We start from the raw sequence: 17,291 nt of genomic DNA, 5'->3' as shown, positions 1-17,291 counted from the left end.
GATGTGAAGAAATGAAGAAAGTCATGAATGTGTTAGCGAATCTGCCTCGTAAGTACTTAGTTATATTGGGAATTATAGTGTTAGTAGTAGGTGTTGCTACCTATAATACGATTCATCGTTACATGATGAAATCTCAAGTACAAGAGGAAGAGCAAGTAAATCAAGATGAAATCGAGATACTTGGAGATAAGCCAAAGGGATTTGATACAAAAGAAGAAGAATATATCGCAAAGACAAAAACAGTAGAGGATTTACTACGAAAAATTTCAAATAGTAGTTATGATGTCCCGTATTTGTTTACAAAGGCTGGATTTGGTATTGAACCAATGAAAATGACAAGTAATGAGCGTATGCTGGCTACAGAAGCTGTACAACGATACTTCCTAAATGGGGATCAGTTTTACAATGCGCGAATTACCAAAATTGACCGTGGGAAAAAAGTAGATACGTTTCATATTGAAGTTTTAATTCAACAGGTAAACTTCTTAGAACCACGACAATTTAAAGTGCAGGTAAATAAATATGCACAAATTGTAACACCAATTGCACAAATTCCACATGGACAAGAAGAAGTACCTGTGGATTAAGAAGGAAATGAGGGTTGTGGAAGAAAAAACACAACCCTTTTATAAAAAAAATAAAGAGTACCTAAAATTATTTATTAAATATTCATAATTTTCCAATACAATAAAAACATGGTTAAATGAAATTTGCATATAACGCTAAAATGAGATAGATATGGGGGAATACAAATGAGGATGTTAATTGGAACAGCTGCGAATTTTGTTTCGGGGTATTATATAGGACGAAATTCTGGATTATTAGGAACGTTGCTAGGCTGGGCTTTTCTGTTGGGTGGTGGCTATCTGTTAATAGAGAATTGGGATAGTATCACAGTATGGATGCATAGTTTAAATATTGTACAAGGACTAGATGGTTACGAAGATATGAGCAATGGCTTTATTTTTATCTGCTTGGTAGTAAGTGGCTTTATTCTCATCTTGTTGTCCCCGATTTTCATTATTTTATTAATAGTTTGTTTCGTGTTAATGAATATTGTTGCTTGTACACTTGTGTTATTAACATCACCAAGTACATACATAAAGAAGAAAGATAAGGAGAGTGAATGGGAATGAGTACAATTCTAGTTTTAGGTGGATCAAATGGAAGAATATTAGAGAAGTTGGCCAAAAAAAGAGACTGCCACGTTATTTTCCATGATGGGAAAAATCACGGAGGCGTAAAGAAAACATTTCGAAGTGTTATAAAAAAATGTGATGTTATTGTCATTCAAAAAGGTGCATGTGGCCATGTATCTATTGATGTAGCAAAAGAGTACGCAAAGAAGTATGATATCCCACTATTATTTAATCCGGGATTTGGTGGAACGGGTGCGCTTGAAATGGGATTAAAGCATTTGAAGGCTGCATGAGGTTTGATACATATCTATGGAATTATAATTGTTAAATTAATATATATAATATTAAAGAAAGTGGAGAAAGATAGTGTTTAAAGATATATATGTATTATTTCCACCAGAAGGGAAAGAAAGCATCGAATTTCAATTCATTTTAGAAATGAAAGAAATATTCTTACCTTATGTACGGATATTTTTGGGGTAAGTAAAAAAGAGCGCACACTTATAAAAGTTTTTTTACTTATTGTTACTGCGATCAGCAGTAGCGAAAACATAATGAAAGTGGAGGATGGGATTAAGAATATGAGTAGTGGTATTAGATATAAATCGGGTTTCGTCATTTTGATTTATTTTGTTATGACACAATTTGTGGGGATAATAGGTGTACTATTGCTAGCGAAGACAGGTTGGTATGATATTCAGGGAAACCAGCAGCACGCAATTCAACAACTTCTTGTGCACTGGGAACTAATTGGGTTTTCACTTATGCTGATAATCATTTTTCTTATATATAATAAAGAAATAATAAATGATCCAAAGTTATCGATTAAATTATCAAGAAATTCATTCATATGGATTTTAGTTGGGATCATATTCGTATTTTTTGCGCAGATGGTTGGTAGTATATTAGATAAAAGTGTATTTCAGCTAACTACGCAATCAGCAAATACGTCTAATACAGTCGCTGCTGCAGCAATATCTCGTGTGGCACTTATTTCAATTGTTCTTCTTGCACCATTAGTAGAAGAGTTTGTTTTTCGTTATGCGGCCATAAACATTTTAATATCTAAATTTAAGCAAACTTGGAGCATACTAATAAGCGCATTGTTCTTTTCTATCATGCATTTTGATTTTCCATTTATATTTGGATATTTTTTAATTGGACTTGTACTTGCTGTAGTATATGTGCGTACCAATAGGTTACTAGTATCATTTGTTGTCCATGCTAGTATGAACTTAATTGTTGTTATACTCCAGATTTCTTGATGAAAAAGCAGCGGATTCGCGCAACTTACTAGTGATTTAGTTTTTTTATGTTTATGAATTTAAAATTATGGTAGACTTAATAAGACTATATTTGAAAATGTGGGTTCAAGTTGCTGTATTGACTGAATTGCACCAAAAAAACAAATTCCATTACACGGGAATTTGTTTTTTTGGTGTGTGTTTTGTTAGCATAATTATTGACAGCCTAAAGGAGAGTTGTTTCTTTGTAGTTTAGTATAACTCAAATAAAAAGAAAGTTCAAAATAAAATGATAAATATTTACATATTTTTAAAATTTCACTCAAAAATGTGAGGATATGGTTTATAATGGTGGTGAAACACTCTCCTATGTTTCTAGTGATTATATCTTTTATATGTTTTGGTGCAAAATCTGTTGATGGATTTTGCACTTTTTTATTTATTGATTAATAGGATTAGTTTAATTATTTGGAAGGGGGAAATTAGTATGTTTGGTAATAAAGAAAATGAAATTAAAGAATACCTTATACAAGAAGGTTATGAGATTAAAGAATATTTAAGAAAAAATGGAGATTAGTACTATTTTAAAGTACATACTTTTTGGTTTGGAAAACATTTAGTAAAAGTAAAAGATGGAGTATTTGGTTTTAGAATAGAAAAAGCGTAAATCCCATAATAAAAATACTGTAACTAGCAAAATTAAAGTTTACTTTCATTTCTTTCATCTTTAACCCAATTAGTTCTATAAGGGGTCTTGCAAACAAAACGCGGATTTCGTACGCTAAGGAATTATTCGGTGTCTTTTTTTAATATATCAATTAATAAAATGAGCTATATAAATAATTTGTTATATTTCCGTGTACCCTAGCTGATATAATGTATAAGGCAATTATTGGTTAATGAATAGCGTACATATATTAGGGAGGTACATAAGTCATGGAGTTAATAGTTTCTTCATTTGTATTAGTGGTAGTATTCTTTATTCTTTCGATAGTTTTAAGTGGTAAAGGTCAGCGAATAGCAAAAGAAGTTTTAAAAGAGCTTATTAATGGTCCTGAGGGGAAAATGTTGGTAGGTTTTTTTGGAACTTTAGCAGTTATAGGAGTAATTTTTGTCATTTGGCTTTTATTGAACTAAGCATTCCGGTTACTCAGGCTGATACAAGGTGCAAGAAAATTACTGGATATATTAAAGGTACATATATATTAGGAGGTACATAAGCCATGTTAGAGGCAATTACAGCATTTTTCTTACTAATTCTCCATTCCATTGTTTATCTCTTTTCAAGTGGAGAAACAAAGCAAATAGCAAAAAAACATATAAAAGAAATTCTCAATAGTCCGGATGGAGTAATAATATTAATCGTTGCTGCGGCACTTTTAATCGGGGGGATATATTTATTATCATTATGATTTCAAATACCTTAGCTTAAATCGTATAAAGAAATTAATAGTATACATATAGTAGGGAGTCATAAATAATGATATTTATAATTGTGCTATTTTTCATATTTATAATCTCTATTATTCTTTCATTATTTTCAAAAGGTGAAACTCAGCAAGAAGCAAAAGAAGTTGTAAATGACATTGTTACCGGTCCTAATGGGAAAACACTCTTAATCGTTGCTGTGGTATTTGTAATCGGAGGGGTATTTATTGTTGGTAGTATTGTAAATAATGGCTATGAACCAAATACACATCCAAGTATACGAGACGATCGTAATCCTTTAGGATGTGCTCATTATGGTGGCGAATGGGACACTGGCGGTTTTTTTGGAGAAGCCAAATGTGTTTATAATAAAACTGATGAATCGGATAATAAATAATATACATAAAGAAAAGGCTCCCATATAAGGGTGCCTTTTCTAATAGTTTTTTAGCAGAAGCAAGCAGCTCCAACTATGATTAATAAAATAAATAATACGACTAATATGGTGACCCCTGGTAATTTGGGCTTTTATAGGTTGTTTACTTAATTATGTATGGACAATTCTCTAAATATGTTAGTTTTAAATATACTCTTAAGATAACAGAGCAAAATTGGAATTGATCAATTTTGTATTTAGAGAGGTGATAATTTATGCCAGGATATACAAGTCAGGAGGATGTTATTGATTTTAAAATTTGTAATGAATGTTCACTAGCTAATACTCCATTTTATACTTATCCAGGAGTTCCTTTATTGGGAAAAATAAAACAAAGTACAGGATGTGGGGCTGCACATCATGGAGCACTTGATTTGGAGGTTCCAAATATTAAAATAGGTACTCCTGTATATGCTGCAGAAGCAGGGTATATTAATGTGTTATCATCTGGTAATGAACCATGTGGATGTAAAAACGAGTGTAATAAGGGTAATTTAGTTTCGATAAGAAGTTTTAGTGATAAATTTATTACTCAATATGTCCATGTAACTCCGCTTCCTGGTCTTAAATTAAAGGATCAGGTAAATGTAGGTCAACAAATTGGTACAGTTGATCAGTCAGGTAGTTCTTGTAATCCTCATGTTCATATGGCTAGGTATACTCCTACTGGCATTCCTACTTGTAATTGGCAATTAGGTGTAACGGCTCATACTGTTCCATCTCATCTTTATCCTTATCCTCATTTCCATCCTACTCATCCTAGCGTGCCAACCAATCCAGGGGGAGTAACAGCTCATCCTTATTTGCCCCCTGCAGGGCCAGGTGGTTATCATCCTAGAGTTTATCTGATTCCTTTTCCGTATTTATATTGGTAAAGAATTTATATATGTAGTTATAATACATTTTTTGTTCTCTGCACATGGTGTAGGGATTTTTTTTATAAAGAAAGAGCACCTTTACAAGTGCTCTTAAAATAATGCTGTAATATATTCAGGGTTTTTAATTGCTATAACGATAAATGCAAATAGCAGTACCATAAAAACCAGTTGAATATATTGTCTAGTTTGATTAGGAATTATACTTCGAATCCAGTCTGAGAAAATCGTAAGTCCAACACATAACGCGATAAAAATCATTAAAATAATCCCTGCAATCCCTGCAATCTCAGGAACTCCTTGGAATGGATTAGGTATATTTATTTGGAAATCCATATTACTTTCCTTTCTAATAAAAATCATTTTATATTAATAATACATTATATGTTTTATAAAGAAAAGAAAACCAAATGCGCCTTCCTCCGACTTGAACCGCCATATTTTAATAATGTGTATTGGACTCCCATCCTAATATTATTATTTAACTTGGTAAATACTACAGGTGTATATGGAAATATGTATACATTTATAGTATTGGAGAGATGAATTATGTCTAATATTTGTACAAAGCTACCTGCTAATGTTAAAGAAATTATTTCAAAGAAGTGTCGTGTTGTGAATATATGTGCCTTTATATCTCCTAGGGTAGATATTGGAGAGGAAAAGATTTGTAAACAGGTGGAAGAAGCTAATAGGATATGGTGTGACTGTGGTATCTTCTTTAATCTTACAAAGATTAAAAAGCTTGAAGATATAGTTGATAATGTGGCTCATTATGATTTTTTACTTGATGACATTTTAGACGCAAATGATTTAAGAGATAGTTTATATGATAGTCCTACGATACCTCCTAAATATCCAGAAGCAGAGGCATTATTTAAAACCTTGTTGCACGGAAGGGCCACATGTAACCCTTCACTATGTTAGAGGCACAGGATTCAAAAGTGGTCAAGATGGCTTTGGAATAGGTGATAGTAATATACCTAAATATTTTGTTATGATGCATGCAAATACAAGTGGTAAACTTCTTGCTCATGAATTAGGACATACTTTAGGATTAGGACATGAAGAAAGTGATACTACTAATATTATGTATCCTAAAGTTACTCAAACCAACATAACCGATGATCAATGCCAAATAATTAATAGAAGTAAATTAATACAACAAGAATTTCTGCCTGTTGCTTTTATCCCAGAATTCCCCAAAAGATTTGAAGTTGAAATTCTAAGTATGGGTGTTCATGAAGTGGATGACGGTGTTGAACTTGACAATGATCTTGAAATAAGATGGTACTTTAATATTAACGGTACTGAATTACAATGGGAACATCATCAAATTGAAGATGGTCCAATTCCTTATCACATAGGTGTTAGAACTATTGTTTCTATAAACAATCCTTCTGATGTAATTACAATCAGTATAACCGGGAAGGAATTCGATAAATTATCACCTGATGATAAGTTACCAGAGTTTTCGAAAACATTTAACCAAAACAGTACATGGGGGACTAATCCTCAAGGTGTTTTAAGTACCTCAATTATAGAAAACCCAGAAATTAAATGTGAAATATTTTATAAAATAACAGCACTTCCATCAGAAGAAGTACCAATACAAGGATTTTGTCCAAGAGCAGTGATTTAAAAGTTGTAAGAAGAACTAAAAACTTCATAGGTTTGTAATTCTTCTTACGCATTAGAAAACGCCAAGGTACTTATGAGGGGAGTTGGACTGGAGAAAATATTCCTTGTAAGTAAGTATTAAGTATCATCTGCAATTTTAAGTTGTAACTATTTATAAATTAAAGGAGGAGAAACACAACTGTTTCTCTTTTTTTATGCATAAAGAAAAGACACCCAAATAAGAGTGTCTTTTCTCATAGTTTTTTAGCAGAAGCAAGAAGCTCCAACAATAATTAATAATATAAACAATACAACTAATAAAGCAAATCCTCCTGCAAAGCCACAGCCGCCACCGCAGCTACCACCAAAGCCCATAATAATTCCTCCTTTAAATAGTAGGAGAAAAATAAGGAGTCACTCATGTATCTTAATGGATTCAAATTACTTTATGTTTTTATGGATTAAATGAGCATGGTCTTTTGAAAATAAAAAAAAGACGCCATAAAGCGCCTCCCATTTGGGTAAATAAGAAGTAAGGTTTCCATTTTAATTGAAAAAAATAGAACAGGTGCTTAGATTTTATCACGATTTTTTGCTGAATGAACATGCATTATTACATATCATCATAAATTCCTCTATTTTCCATTTGATAAAGTATATTACCAATATTACCAAAATTTAAATAAATATTTCTACAAATTCAAAATATTTACAAAAATCTCAAAAGTGATACATTTAAGGTGCAAGTTATAAAAACTATTTGAGGGGGATTTATTATGTTCAAGAAATTAGTAGTTGGAACATTAGCGGCTGGTATTGCATTGACTGGAGGAATTGGTGCTGCATCAGCACATTCAGAGACTTATGAACGTTGTTATAAACCGTTAGAAGACATTACATATAAAAATGGTATATACTACAAACAGGAATTTAATACCGAAAATGTATTCAGAAATGCATACACTGATAATGAAGGTATCACATGGTATTTTAAAAAATATGAAATTTCAAGGTACTGCGGAGGATATTTTGCCTATTATGAAGGTAGAAAATACTAAAAAGCCTCAATATTTGAGGCTTTTTTGTTTATTTATAATTAATTTTCATAAAGAAAAGACACCTTAAGGTGCCTTCCTCCGTCTTGGACTATCCTGTATTAATGTCGTATCTATTAATAAATTAAATTATAAAAATAATTTGTTATACTTCTATGTACCCTAGCTGATATAATGTATAAGGCAATTATTGGTTAATTAAAGGTACATATATATTAGGAGGTACATAAGTAATGATAGATATAATATTCTCATTCTTCATAGTGGTTACTTATTTCATTATTTATCTCTTTTCAAGTGGAGAAAAGAAACAACAAGCAAAAGAAAATCTAAAAAAAGTTATTACAGGTGCGGATGGTAAACTCCTATTAGTTACTGTTATGGGAATTCTAATCATGGTAATCTGGTTATATTTTTATGGTTTAGGTTTATGAATATAAACTAAAATCATATCCAAGTATATGAGATAATGGTTCACCTGGGAAGTATGCGTATTATGGTGGAGAATAGGACACTGGTGGTCTTTTTGGAGAAGCTAAATGTGTTATGAAACTGATGAATCGGATAATAGGTAGTATATAAAGGTCTTATCTTTTTTATAGGAAGATAAGGCTTTTTTATGCATAAAGAAAAGACACCACAAGGTGCCTTTCTCTGACTTGAACCACTTTAATTTTAATAACACCATTTTACAACTACAAATATATCTTTAATCTTTCATATAATATTTTAACATTTTTTTCAGTTAATTGCATGTAACTGGTAAAAAATAGTCTATTTCTTGTAAACTCCTTTTCTCCATACCCACTCAATAGGACCATAACGGAAATATTTACTCCAAATCTTGCTGAATATGATTTGTACAAAAATAATTACAAGCCCAAAGATACATAGTTGCCAGTAATATACGTGTGAGATATCTTTAAAGCACCACGAAAGAATGACAAGCATAATTATGCTTTGAGTGATGTAATTCGTTAAAGCATACTGGCCAACGTTCATAAAGGGGTGCAGGCATTCTATATATTTTTTATTCTCACAAACTCTCAGTAGAGTACAAATATAGAATATAGCTAGCATTTTCCCTCCAAATAAAATCCATAGTTGTATATCCTGAGAGTAATAGACATTCGTTTTTATAAAGTAGTAGAGAATAGGACAAGAGAGAAGGCATGAGATACATAACGAACTCCACTGTAAAAATCTAATTTTCTTTATTAATTCCGGTACCCTTTTAAAAATATTTTTCTTACCAGCCCATAACCCTATTAAAAATAAGCCTATATATTCAGGAATTCCTATTAGTAGTTGCTGGAATTCCTGAGTCATTAGAAAGAAAAGACGTGCTTTTACTTGATGAGAATAATGTATAAATAGATTTACAGTGTGATTGGTAGTGTTACCTGTAAACATATATTGATAGTAATTTGGTACTTCAGTAATAGAAGAACTTGCTCGTAAAAATACAATAATATGTAATACATAACTAACCGTTAGGAAACTACAACCAGCTATAAAAATAAGCTTAGTAGATCGCTTATAAAAGAACAATAGAATAAATCCAGCTATAGCATACGCATGTAGAATATCTCCATACCATAGAAAGGTGAAATGGAGTAAACCGAAGACTAGTAAAATACATAGTCTCCGGGTAAATAGCTTATACATATGATATCCTTTTGCTTCTGTATTTTTCATAAAGATATAAAATCCTACTCCAAATAAGAATGCGAAAATAGTGTAGAACTTTGCTTGTATAAACAAATCTACTAAAAAACGAATCGTTTTATTTGTACCGGTGTAACCTGCCTGATTAAAGGGATCTAGTCCCGTCATAGTGGGTAGATTCGCAAATAGGATACATAGTATGGCGATACCTCTTATTATGTCTAACGAATGAATCCGGACGTTTTGTTGCATGTTAATTCTCCTTTCTTACAAAGAAAAACGAGCACTATACTAGCTAGCGCTCGAATTACGTCTTGCAAAGAATCCATCATATGTAGCAGCTGAAACAGCTCCTTCTAAACGCTCAACTTCTTCACCTCTGTTATAAGCTACAACAACTGGAGTACCTGGAATGTCGAACTCTTGAAAGGCACTTTGATTTTCTGGTGTAGAGATATCAATACGATAAATGGTTCTATCATGCTTTTTTGACATACGATTGATATCTGGTGCAGCTTTTTTACAAAAATGACAGGTAGGTTGATAGTAATACGCAATGAACTCTTCATGGGATTGTATTTTTTCCTTTAATTCTTCTTTTGAAATATCTTTTATATTTTCAGGTAATCCTTTTACATCTGCAGCAGATACAATTGTTTTTTCTGGTGTTATAGTTTCTGTTTTGACCGATTCATTCTTAGTTAAAGTAAAGATCGCGATACATACAACGCATAAAGTTGTGATAACTGCTCCAATTTTGTAGACTTTTTTCATAGTAAATTCCTCCTTAAAGTAAAAAAAAGGACAAACCTCGCCCGAGTTAACAGGGCGTAAGGTTTGTCCTTCACGCTACGTACAATAGAGTATAAACAATGGAAACAAATTTTCTATCTCTATAATACCATAAGATTTATATAGAATGCTATAGGAATTTTAAAAGAGTAGCAAAGTAACACATTAGTTTATGTAATTTCACGTACCGGAGTGTTTTTAAAAATTTATAAACACTACAATAAGGGGGTTCTCTGTGTTGTATCCAACTGATAGGGACACTATTCCCCTCCAATAAGCATAAAATCATTCAACAAACATATCTCAAAAAGTGTGTGTACTTATGAAGTTTGTCTTAAGTACATTTTCATACCTTTTGAAGTAGTTTATGCTGTGAAAAGTATACTTTGTCTAAAGGTGTACCTTTTGCAACGATTTTAAAGAGGTATCGTAGTTTCTTTTCATCATTAGATATTTGAAAATAAAAATTATTCATAAATATAAGTTTTTACAGATATCCCCTTCTTAGTTTACATTCTAAATTTTGTATTCGAGTTTCATATTTGAAAAGATTTTCTCAATATGGATATTATGGTTATTTTTATTGTGAATATTCTAAATAAAAAGTTATTAATCTATAATTATTGTGTATCATCAGGATTAGAAAAATAGATAAAAAAATAAGTAGAGGAAGGTTGTGTAATATGGAATTAAAGGTGAACGATATCGAAATTGTGAGCAATGAAAAGGGATATTCTCATGATTCTAGTATTGGGTATTCGAATCCAAACTGGATGAATAAAATGCCAGGCACTCTAAAAATAAGTGAGCTGTCTATACCTGGAACCCATAATTCCATGTCACGATATGGTGGTGGTGGCCTGTATCCAGATGACTATATTAAAACGCAAACAATGGATGTAAACACACAATTAAATTCTGGTGTTCGATATTTGGATATTCGTTTACGTAAAGAATCGAACACTCTCTTAAAGGCTTATCATGGATCTGTTAATCAAAATGCAATTTTTAGTAATGATATTTTAGATAAAATCACTGCATTTTTAAGAACAAATCCAGGAGAGACAATATTTATGCGCGTGAAAAATGAGTGTAATGGTCCTGGTACAGGAAAATGTACAGACGCTAGCACAACAAAAACGTGGGCGCAAGTTTTTGAAGATAACTATTATAACAACGCTAGCTATAGTAATTATTTTTGGAAAGGCGCATCCAATAATCCGACGCTAAATGAAGTGAAAGGAAAAATTGTAGTAATGTCAGATTTTCCGACAGACGGAAAAAGATTTGGTATTCCTTATAATACTCTAAATAAGCAAGACCAATTTGATATAGATGATAGCGCAGATGCCATGTATGCGAAATGGACCGCCGTAGGAAATCATTTGAAAGCTGCTAATGTAAGTGACAAGCAGTCTATCTATTTAAATTATTTAAGTGGTAACGGAGCATGGAGATTTATTTCAATGGGAGCTGCACCTTATTTTGTAGCAAGTGGGTATCGAGGTAGTGGTACAAATGAAAGTATGAAAATGATTACGGAACATAGAACAGATAAATGGCCCGACTATCCACGTGGATACTATGGTCAGGTGTTTTATGGTGGAACAAATCTATTAACGACTCAATATATCCAACAGTGGCCTATTCGTCATACCGGAATTATTGCAGCTGATTTCCCTGGAAAGGGCTTAATTGATCGTGTTATTCGCTTGAATGAAAGGCACAATAGTGGAGATGTTCTCTACATAACGCCAAAGGGATCTTCAGGCTTACGTGTTGGCTTCGGTGGGGATGCATATTTACGTAATAGTTATGTGGTGTATCGAAACGGTACCTATATTGGTCACGTCGATAGTGGAAGTCCTTATTATAGTTATTGGGATAAAACGGATGTGGGACACGATCTTAGATTTGAAGGTTTGGCTCTATTTACGGGTGATAAGATTGACGTTTATGTAAAGAATGGTGGCAGTTCAACACTAATTAAAAGTCAAACGCTAACTGTAGATGAACAGGAAGGTGAAGAAGTAAGAATACCTGATGGCAAATATAGCATTGTCTCTGCTTTAAACAATAGCAGTGAAGTAGCTATGCAGACATCACTTTCAAATAATAGGTACAATGTAGTTTTATGGGGGCATACGAACAGGGAACTGAATGGACAATGGAATTTGGTATATGATTCCAATAAAAAAGCATATCAACTTAAAAGTGCATGGAAAATAGATGAAGCATTAACTTGGACGCAAGATTCAATCAACGTGTACACTTCACCGTCTATGGGGACATATGATGGAGCCTATTGGGTATTAAAACGAGCTGGGAATGGATACCTGTATTTAGAAAACAAGGCCAGTAAAACGGTATTAGACGTAACTGGTGGAGGAACTGCAAATGGCACGAACATTAATGTGTGGGGACAGGTCCAAGGGGCACAAAACCAAAAATTTAAGTTGATTCATCGTAATGAAAAATTAGAAGGACAAATTGATTCTTTATACAGACCACAACCTGGTCAAAAGAATAGATCCAGTGGTAATTTCTCATTAGGGCATCTTGCTGACGGCACAAGAGTTCAAGTTTCGATAGAAGGGGCTGGTGCATCAGCACTTAACTTCAGAGTAATGCGTGATAAATCAGGTGATACAGACCCTACAATTTGGTCAAATGTTAGACATGGTTCTATCGTAACGATTGCTTCAGGTGCAAATAAAAATAACCTGTATATCGCTAATCCAGGTGGTTATTCAGGGAATGGGACTTTTAAAGTGAAATTCCAAACTTTACAAAATTAACAAAAAAAGAAATGAGCAAACACTGCTCATTTCTTTTTTAGGTTCTGGTGAGTGGCTGCCAAGCTTTACGAACAAGAAATAGGCCTAGTGGCAGGGTTCCTGCTCTAGTCCGTAGTAACGTTTCCATAATAAGTAGACTAGGTGGGGATATAATACATTCGTTTATTTTAAATCGTGTATCTTCCTATATAAATAATGTCTCCTTCCTCTAGATTACCTAAAATGTTTTGAAGTTCAAGTCTATCTTGGATAGCAACTGATACTTTTTCTTGATATATGATATCTACTCCGATTTCTTCCATCTGCTGTAATTGCCGCTTTGGATTTTGATCTACAGAACTTACTCGTACATACCCTATTTTTCTCATATTTCATACTCCTATTTTGAAACAAGTCATATGGGACACTCCGAGATAGCATTATACCAGACTTATAGAAATATCTTAATAGAGTAGACTCTATTGGGATAAAGATGTATTGCACATAATTACCCCTAATAATTAATTGAATATTATGAATTTTAGTGAAAAAAATCTATACCTCTCATATCATAGATATATTTCTCTTCGGATTCATATATGATTTTTATTATCAAATATTAACAATGGAGGTAATTATATGAATTTATAAATAGAAAGTTTATATATATATAATTTCATAAATTAGAGAGGGTGTATTGTAATGGTAAAACGAGATATTTCTCCAAGAGATCTTGGAGGTAAAGAAGATTCCCCATTTTTACTTTCTAAAGAGGAATGGATTACGATTCAAAAATATACAGGTGATGGAGCATATGTACCCGTGAATGAAGCCGAAATGCGTAAAACTTTAGCACTTTCAGCCTCAGACGAGATGCCCGATTTTAATGAATTATATTCTGTTTATACAAATGTTAAAAATCACTGTCAAAACTGGACAGATAACACATATAGAGAAGTTCTTGGAGTTGCTAATGAAATTGTAAATTATGCAAGGAGAGCAAAAGTTTACTACAGGCCATTACTCGATTATTTACCAGCTATTATAGATGGCGATACTGAAGCTTTAGAAATGTTTAAGAAAATTTGTGAGAGGTTAGCAAAGGAAGCAGCTGAATTTCGTGATCATGCCGGTGCATTGGCGACCATGATTGGAATATTTGCAACTGATACGGCAAATGATTATCAGAGTTTAACAGAAGTTAAAGGTAAATATGATAAGTTGTACGGAGAACATAGTGAAGAAGTAAAACAGCTTAGAGCTTCGGTAGAGCGACTGCGACAAGATTTAGAGAAGTATATGGATGAGTATGAGGACTATCAATCTCAATCATGGTTATCGCTGTTACTTGGTCCTGTTTTTGGATTTGCATTAAAAGGAATTCTCGACAGTACAAAAGGTAAAGCATTAAAAGCGAGAATAGATGCTACAAAACAACAAATCGAGGCATCTGGTAAAATAATACAAAGGAATGTTTACCTGATGTCTTTACTCGATAAAACTGATACAGGCACGGATAAAATCCAAGAACAAATGGCTGCTGCGTTACCTATCATACAGAAAATTCATGGTATTTGGAATTCCCTTCATAGTGATCTTGATGAACTATCTCAAATTGTTATGGAAGATATTCGTGATGATCCAGAATTTGCTGATCTTGGAGTTGAATTGGCTATTATGCAGTGGGAAGCTGTTGGGAAACAAGCGGATGACTTCCGAGTTAATGCAGATGTTGGGTTTGTTGTTGAACAATACACAGCTTAAGTATGAAATATTCATGTCACCTATAATATAAACAGCTCTAATATAGGAATAAATACAGTTCGGACTATAAATCTAGAGACAAAAGAAGAATAAAAAGGATAAATTTTCATTTATTCCATACATTCTTTCTTTTGTCTCTCGTTTTTTAAATGGAGGGATTCATAATGGTCAGTAGTATTGATTATAAAGCTTTGTATGAGGAATTATTAACAAATCAACCAATTCCAGGAACGTCTTACTTAAAGGCAACAAGAACAAAATATGAGATTCGTGATTTATTCGTTGACTTAGGCGAAGTATTTAAGTCTATTGAGGACAGTGAATTCACGCCAAGTATGGTTTCAATTTTTGCGGATGTAGTCCGAATTCCTAACAGATTCAGCTGTACTTTAAAAGATATGCAATTAGTTATTCGAGCAAGAAGAGTGGAAATACAATCAGAAGGAACCGCAGAGATTTTACTAGACTATAAGAATGGAGGCAAGTTAGCTCAGTTGACGATATATGGTATTGAACTTTCTGGAGTTTTACATGCAACTCCAATTTATAATCAAAGTTCTCCACCTCCTTATTCTATAGAACTCAAAAATAAAGGTGTAAGATTGTCCGATAAGGATGGAATGTTTACTGCAGAAGAAATTACACACGTAGTCCCAACAACACAACTTCCAAAACTTTTTACTTCAGTTTTCCAAGTAGCATGTCTATTTTTTGAATCAAGACCGGATATTGCAGCCAATCAGTTAAATTGGTTAAAGATATTTACTACTCAATATGACGGGCTAACTTCATTGTGTGTACAAAGCACTTCATTGTTGGCCATTTTAACTGCTAATCGTGGTGATAATACGTTTGTGCCCCTTTTAGATAAAGAACTATACAGAGATGAAATTAATGCTTTTTTGGGGGCCGCGCAGCAATTTGAGGAGCAATATCATCGTTACTTAGATAAAAAATTGTCAATTGATGATCGTAAAAATGCAGCTTTACTCATGCTAAAACATGAACAAGATACCCTATTATTTAAAGAAACATTAATTAATCAAGCAAAAAACAATTTGAAAAATTCTCGAGATGCAATTGAGACATCTTTACGTCAATTTGACAAACAGCAACATGTCTTAACATTATCTAAAATTGAGTTCGAGTATGGACTTAAGAAATATGAATATGAACAACAGATGAGATTAGCTTTTAAAATGGTAAGTACTGTACTAAATTTCGCACAATCTATGGGTTCCATAATTGCTTCAGGAGGAGCTTCTGCCCCTGGAGAGATAATAGGGATAATTAATGCTTTAACGGAAATTATAGAAGCTGGTGGTGAGCTATCAGCATTGGCTCAAGCATTAAAAGAAAATATGGAGAAACTAAATGAACTCGTTGAATTAATTAACAAGGTATATGCATTAGCAGAAGATATATCAGAGGCATCAGAAGATATGCAATTCACAGATGATCTATTTGAAAAAATTAAAGATACGGAATGGGATATTCCTCAAGAAGATTTAACTGGTAAAGCAACTTGGGACATATTTAAGTTAAAGACAGCTGCTGCTTTAGACGATGCAATTAAGAAAGAAATTGAAGGTGCTAGGGCATATCTACTAGAGTTAGACATTTTAGCTGTTTATGGGCAAACACTTGCTTCAAATCAAGTAGCTGTCATTCGTTGTGGTCAAGAACTATTCCGTCTGTTAATTGAAAAACATATCCATCAAGCGGACCTTGCAAGATTAGAAGAGTATATTAGAAATCTAGAGGGACAAGAATCTGAAAATGAAGAAATGGAACAAAAGTTGTATCAACGTTATATAGACATGAAGCAAATTTTATTTGTGGCATTAGCAAATTACAAACATGCTTATAAATATTGGGCTCTCCGAGACTCAGATGTAAACCCAAATATCTTAAAAGATGTATCCGAACTAAAAGTGGATGTGACTACAATACAAACGGATTGTATGCAGGCTTTAAAACAATTTAATCCACCTCCTCAACTCTTTCAAAATAGAATAGTAGAAATTACAGATTCAAAAATTCTAGATTCACTAAAGAAACAAAGAGAAGCTTCGTGGGAAATCAACTTAAACGACACTCTTTTTGAAAATGAGTATCGTGTTCGCCTCAAATTAATGCGAATTTGGTTAGATGGAATTGATACTACTTCTAAAGTGCAAATACGGATTACGAATTCAGGACACTATTATGATAATTATATGGAGAAAAAGTTTCAATTTAATTCGGAATCCTTTAATCGAGGATTTAGTTATCAAGGAGCTACAATTATTACTGATGGAATCATTGCGGACGAATTTGCTTACGATTACTTTATTCCAAACCCTTACACAACTTGGACGATTAAAGTTCAGGATGGGCCAGACCTTTCTAATGTGACAAAAATCAGAATGGAATTAGCAGGTTCTCTTGTTACTAATTATAAGAAAAATAATTCTGTTTTAAATCATTTAATAGAATCACTCTAAAATGGAA

The 17,291-nt window shown here is 32.8% G+C and carries 19 protein-coding genes and 2 pseudogenes; 15 read left to right on the top strand and 6 right to left on the bottom strand.

The window, feature by feature from the left end; translation table 11 throughout:
• The first annotated feature begins 11 nt into the window (after window positions 1–11).
• The 7 genes from ACS2FK_RS22470 (at window position 12) to ACS2FK_RS22440 (ending at window position 4,208) form a co-directional block, all read left to right on the top strand.
• Window positions 12–587, top strand: coding sequence for a hypothetical protein (locus ACS2FK_RS22470; RefSeq protein ID WP_063549577.1), 576 nt, complete (start codon window positions 12–14; stop codon window positions 585–587).
• A 165-nt stretch (window positions 588–752) separates the two neighbouring features.
• On the top strand, window positions 753–1,136 hold the full coding sequence (locus tag ACS2FK_RS22465; protein ID WP_063549575.1) for a hypothetical protein: 384 nt from the start codon (window positions 753–755) through the stop codon (window positions 1,134–1,136).
• Window positions 1,127–1,432, top strand: a complete 306-nt coding sequence (locus ACS2FK_RS22460; RefSeq protein WP_080470006.1) for a DUF2325 domain-containing protein — start codon at window positions 1,127–1,129, stop codon at window positions 1,430–1,432. Before ACS2FK_RS22465 ends, ACS2FK_RS22460 begins: the two co-directional genes overlap by 10 nt.
• 288 nt (window positions 1,433–1,720) lie before the next feature.
• Window positions 1,721–2,404 (top strand): CPBP family intramembrane glutamic endopeptidase, encoded by a 684-nt coding sequence (locus tag ACS2FK_RS22455; RefSeq protein ID WP_063549571.1) that lies wholly within the window; start codon window positions 1,721–1,723, stop codon window positions 2,402–2,404.
• A gap of 915 nt (window positions 2,405–3,319) precedes the next feature.
• The gene (locus ACS2FK_RS22450) at window positions 3,320–3,520 is read left to right on the top strand and encodes a hypothetical protein (RefSeq protein ID WP_000420484.1); all 201 of its coding nucleotides are present in this window, start codon (window positions 3,320–3,322) and stop codon (window positions 3,518–3,520) included.
• Window positions 3,521–3,606: 86 nt separating this feature from the next.
• Window positions 3,607–3,795, top strand: a complete 189-nt coding sequence (locus ACS2FK_RS22445; protein WP_063549569.1) for a hypothetical protein — start codon at window positions 3,607–3,609, stop codon at window positions 3,793–3,795.
• A gap of 68 nt (window positions 3,796–3,863) precedes the next feature.
• Window positions 3,864–4,208 carry a hypothetical protein gene (locus tag ACS2FK_RS22440; RefSeq protein ID WP_063549567.1) on the top strand — a complete coding sequence of 115 codons (345 nt, stop codon included), beginning with the start codon at window positions 3,864–3,866 and terminating at the stop codon, window positions 4,206–4,208.
• A 50-nt stretch (window positions 4,209–4,258) separates the two neighbouring features.
• On the opposite strand, the pseudogene ACS2FK_RS22435 reads toward ACS2FK_RS22440, so the two are convergent.
• Window positions 4,259–4,324, bottom strand: a pseudogene (locus ACS2FK_RS22435) (YjcZ family sporulation protein); the annotation flags it as partial.
• A 138-nt stretch (window positions 4,325–4,462) separates the two neighbouring features.
• Between ACS2FK_RS22435 and ACS2FK_RS22430 the strand changes: the two are divergent.
• A complete protein-coding gene (locus ACS2FK_RS22430) occupies window positions 4,463–5,122 on the top strand; it encodes a M23 family metallopeptidase (RefSeq protein ID WP_063549565.1) in 660 nt (219 codons plus the stop codon).
• Window positions 5,123–5,215: 93 nt separating this feature from the next.
• On the opposite strand, the gene ACS2FK_RS22425 is transcribed toward ACS2FK_RS22430, so the two are convergent.
• Window positions 5,216–5,458, bottom strand: a complete 243-nt coding sequence (locus ACS2FK_RS22425) for a hypothetical protein (RefSeq protein ID WP_063549563.1) — start codon at window positions 5,456–5,458, stop codon at window positions 5,216–5,218.
• A 213-nt stretch (window positions 5,459–5,671) separates the two neighbouring features.
• Here ACS2FK_RS22425 and ACS2FK_RS22420 point away from each other — a divergent pair, with 213 nt between their 5' ends.
• Entirely contained in the window at window positions 5,672–6,049 is a 378-nt protein-coding gene (locus ACS2FK_RS22420; protein ID WP_063549561.1) for a hypothetical protein, read from the top strand.
• Window positions 6,050–6,119: 70 nt separating this feature from the next.
• Window positions 6,120–6,764 carry a matrixin family metalloprotease gene (locus tag ACS2FK_RS22415; protein WP_154816445.1) on the top strand — a complete coding sequence of 215 codons (645 nt, stop codon included), beginning with the start codon at window positions 6,120–6,122 and terminating at the stop codon, window positions 6,762–6,764.
• A gap of 242 nt (window positions 6,765–7,006) precedes the next feature.
• On the opposite strand, the gene ACS2FK_RS22410 is transcribed toward ACS2FK_RS22415, so the two are convergent.
• Window positions 7,007–7,117: a YjcZ family sporulation protein gene (locus ACS2FK_RS22410; RefSeq protein ID WP_000505681.1), complete on the bottom strand. Its 111-nt coding sequence runs from the start codon at window positions 7,115–7,117 to the stop codon at window positions 7,007–7,009.
• A 401-nt stretch (window positions 7,118–7,518) separates the two neighbouring features.
• Here ACS2FK_RS22410 and ACS2FK_RS22405 point away from each other — a divergent pair, with 401 nt between their 5' ends.
• Together ACS2FK_RS22405 and ACS2FK_RS22400 are read left to right on the top strand one after the other, a co-directional pair.
• Complete coding sequence (locus tag ACS2FK_RS22405; protein WP_016084101.1) at window positions 7,519–7,800, top strand: hypothetical protein; 282 nt, start codon at window positions 7,519–7,521, stop codon at window positions 7,798–7,800.
• A 230-nt stretch (window positions 7,801–8,030) separates the two neighbouring features.
• Window positions 8,031–8,231: a hypothetical protein gene (locus ACS2FK_RS22400; protein WP_063549557.1), complete on the top strand. Its 201-nt coding sequence runs from the start codon at window positions 8,031–8,033 to the stop codon at window positions 8,229–8,231.
• A 340-nt stretch (window positions 8,232–8,571) separates the two neighbouring features.
• On the opposite strand, the gene ACS2FK_RS22395 is transcribed toward ACS2FK_RS22400, so the two are convergent.
• Both ACS2FK_RS22395 and ACS2FK_RS22390 read right to left on the bottom strand, forming a co-directional pair.
• The gene (locus ACS2FK_RS22395) at window positions 8,572–9,717 is read right to left on the bottom strand and encodes a DUF418 domain-containing protein (protein WP_063549555.1); all 1,146 of its coding nucleotides are present in this window, start codon (window positions 9,715–9,717) and stop codon (window positions 8,572–8,574) included.
• 39 nt (window positions 9,718–9,756) lie between these two features.
• The gene (locus tag ACS2FK_RS22390) at window positions 9,757–10,239 is read right to left on the bottom strand and encodes a thioredoxin family protein (RefSeq protein WP_063549553.1); all 483 of its coding nucleotides are present in this window, start codon (window positions 10,237–10,239) and stop codon (window positions 9,757–9,759) included.
• Window positions 10,240–10,940: 701 nt separating this feature from the next.
• Here ACS2FK_RS22390 and ACS2FK_RS22385 point away from each other — a divergent pair.
• Window positions 10,941–13,055, top strand: coding sequence for a phosphatidylinositol-specific phospholipase C domain-containing protein (locus ACS2FK_RS22385; protein ID WP_063549551.1), 2,115 nt, complete (start codon window positions 10,941–10,943; stop codon window positions 13,053–13,055).
• Window positions 13,056–13,240: 185 nt separating this feature from the next.
• Here the strand turns inward: ACS2FK_RS22385 and ACS2FK_RS22380 are convergent.
• Window positions 13,241–13,423, bottom strand: a pseudogene (locus tag ACS2FK_RS22380) (recombinase family protein); the annotation flags it as partial.
• Window positions 13,424–13,736: 313 nt separating this feature from the next.
• Here ACS2FK_RS22380 and ACS2FK_RS22375 point away from each other — a divergent pair.
• Both ACS2FK_RS22375 and ACS2FK_RS22370 read left to right on the top strand, forming a co-directional pair.
• Window positions 13,737–14,798 (top strand): alpha-xenorhabdolysin family binary toxin subunit A, encoded by a 1,062-nt coding sequence (locus ACS2FK_RS22375; protein ID WP_063549547.1) that lies wholly within the window; start codon window positions 13,737–13,739, stop codon window positions 14,796–14,798.
• A 164-nt stretch (window positions 14,799–14,962) separates the two neighbouring features.
• Window positions 14,963–17,284: a hypothetical protein gene (locus ACS2FK_RS22370; protein ID WP_063549545.1), complete on the top strand. Its 2,322-nt coding sequence runs from the start codon at window positions 14,963–14,965 to the stop codon at window positions 17,282–17,284.
• Window positions 17,285–17,291: the final 7 nt, after the last annotated feature.

This window comes from Bacillus cereus group sp. BceL220 (assembly GCF_051776965.1).
In the GTDB taxonomy this organism is placed as follows: Bacteria; Bacillota; Bacilli; order Bacillales; family Bacillaceae_G; genus Bacillus_A; species Bacillus_A cereus.
This window is presented reverse-complemented; position numbering and strand designations above follow the sequence as displayed.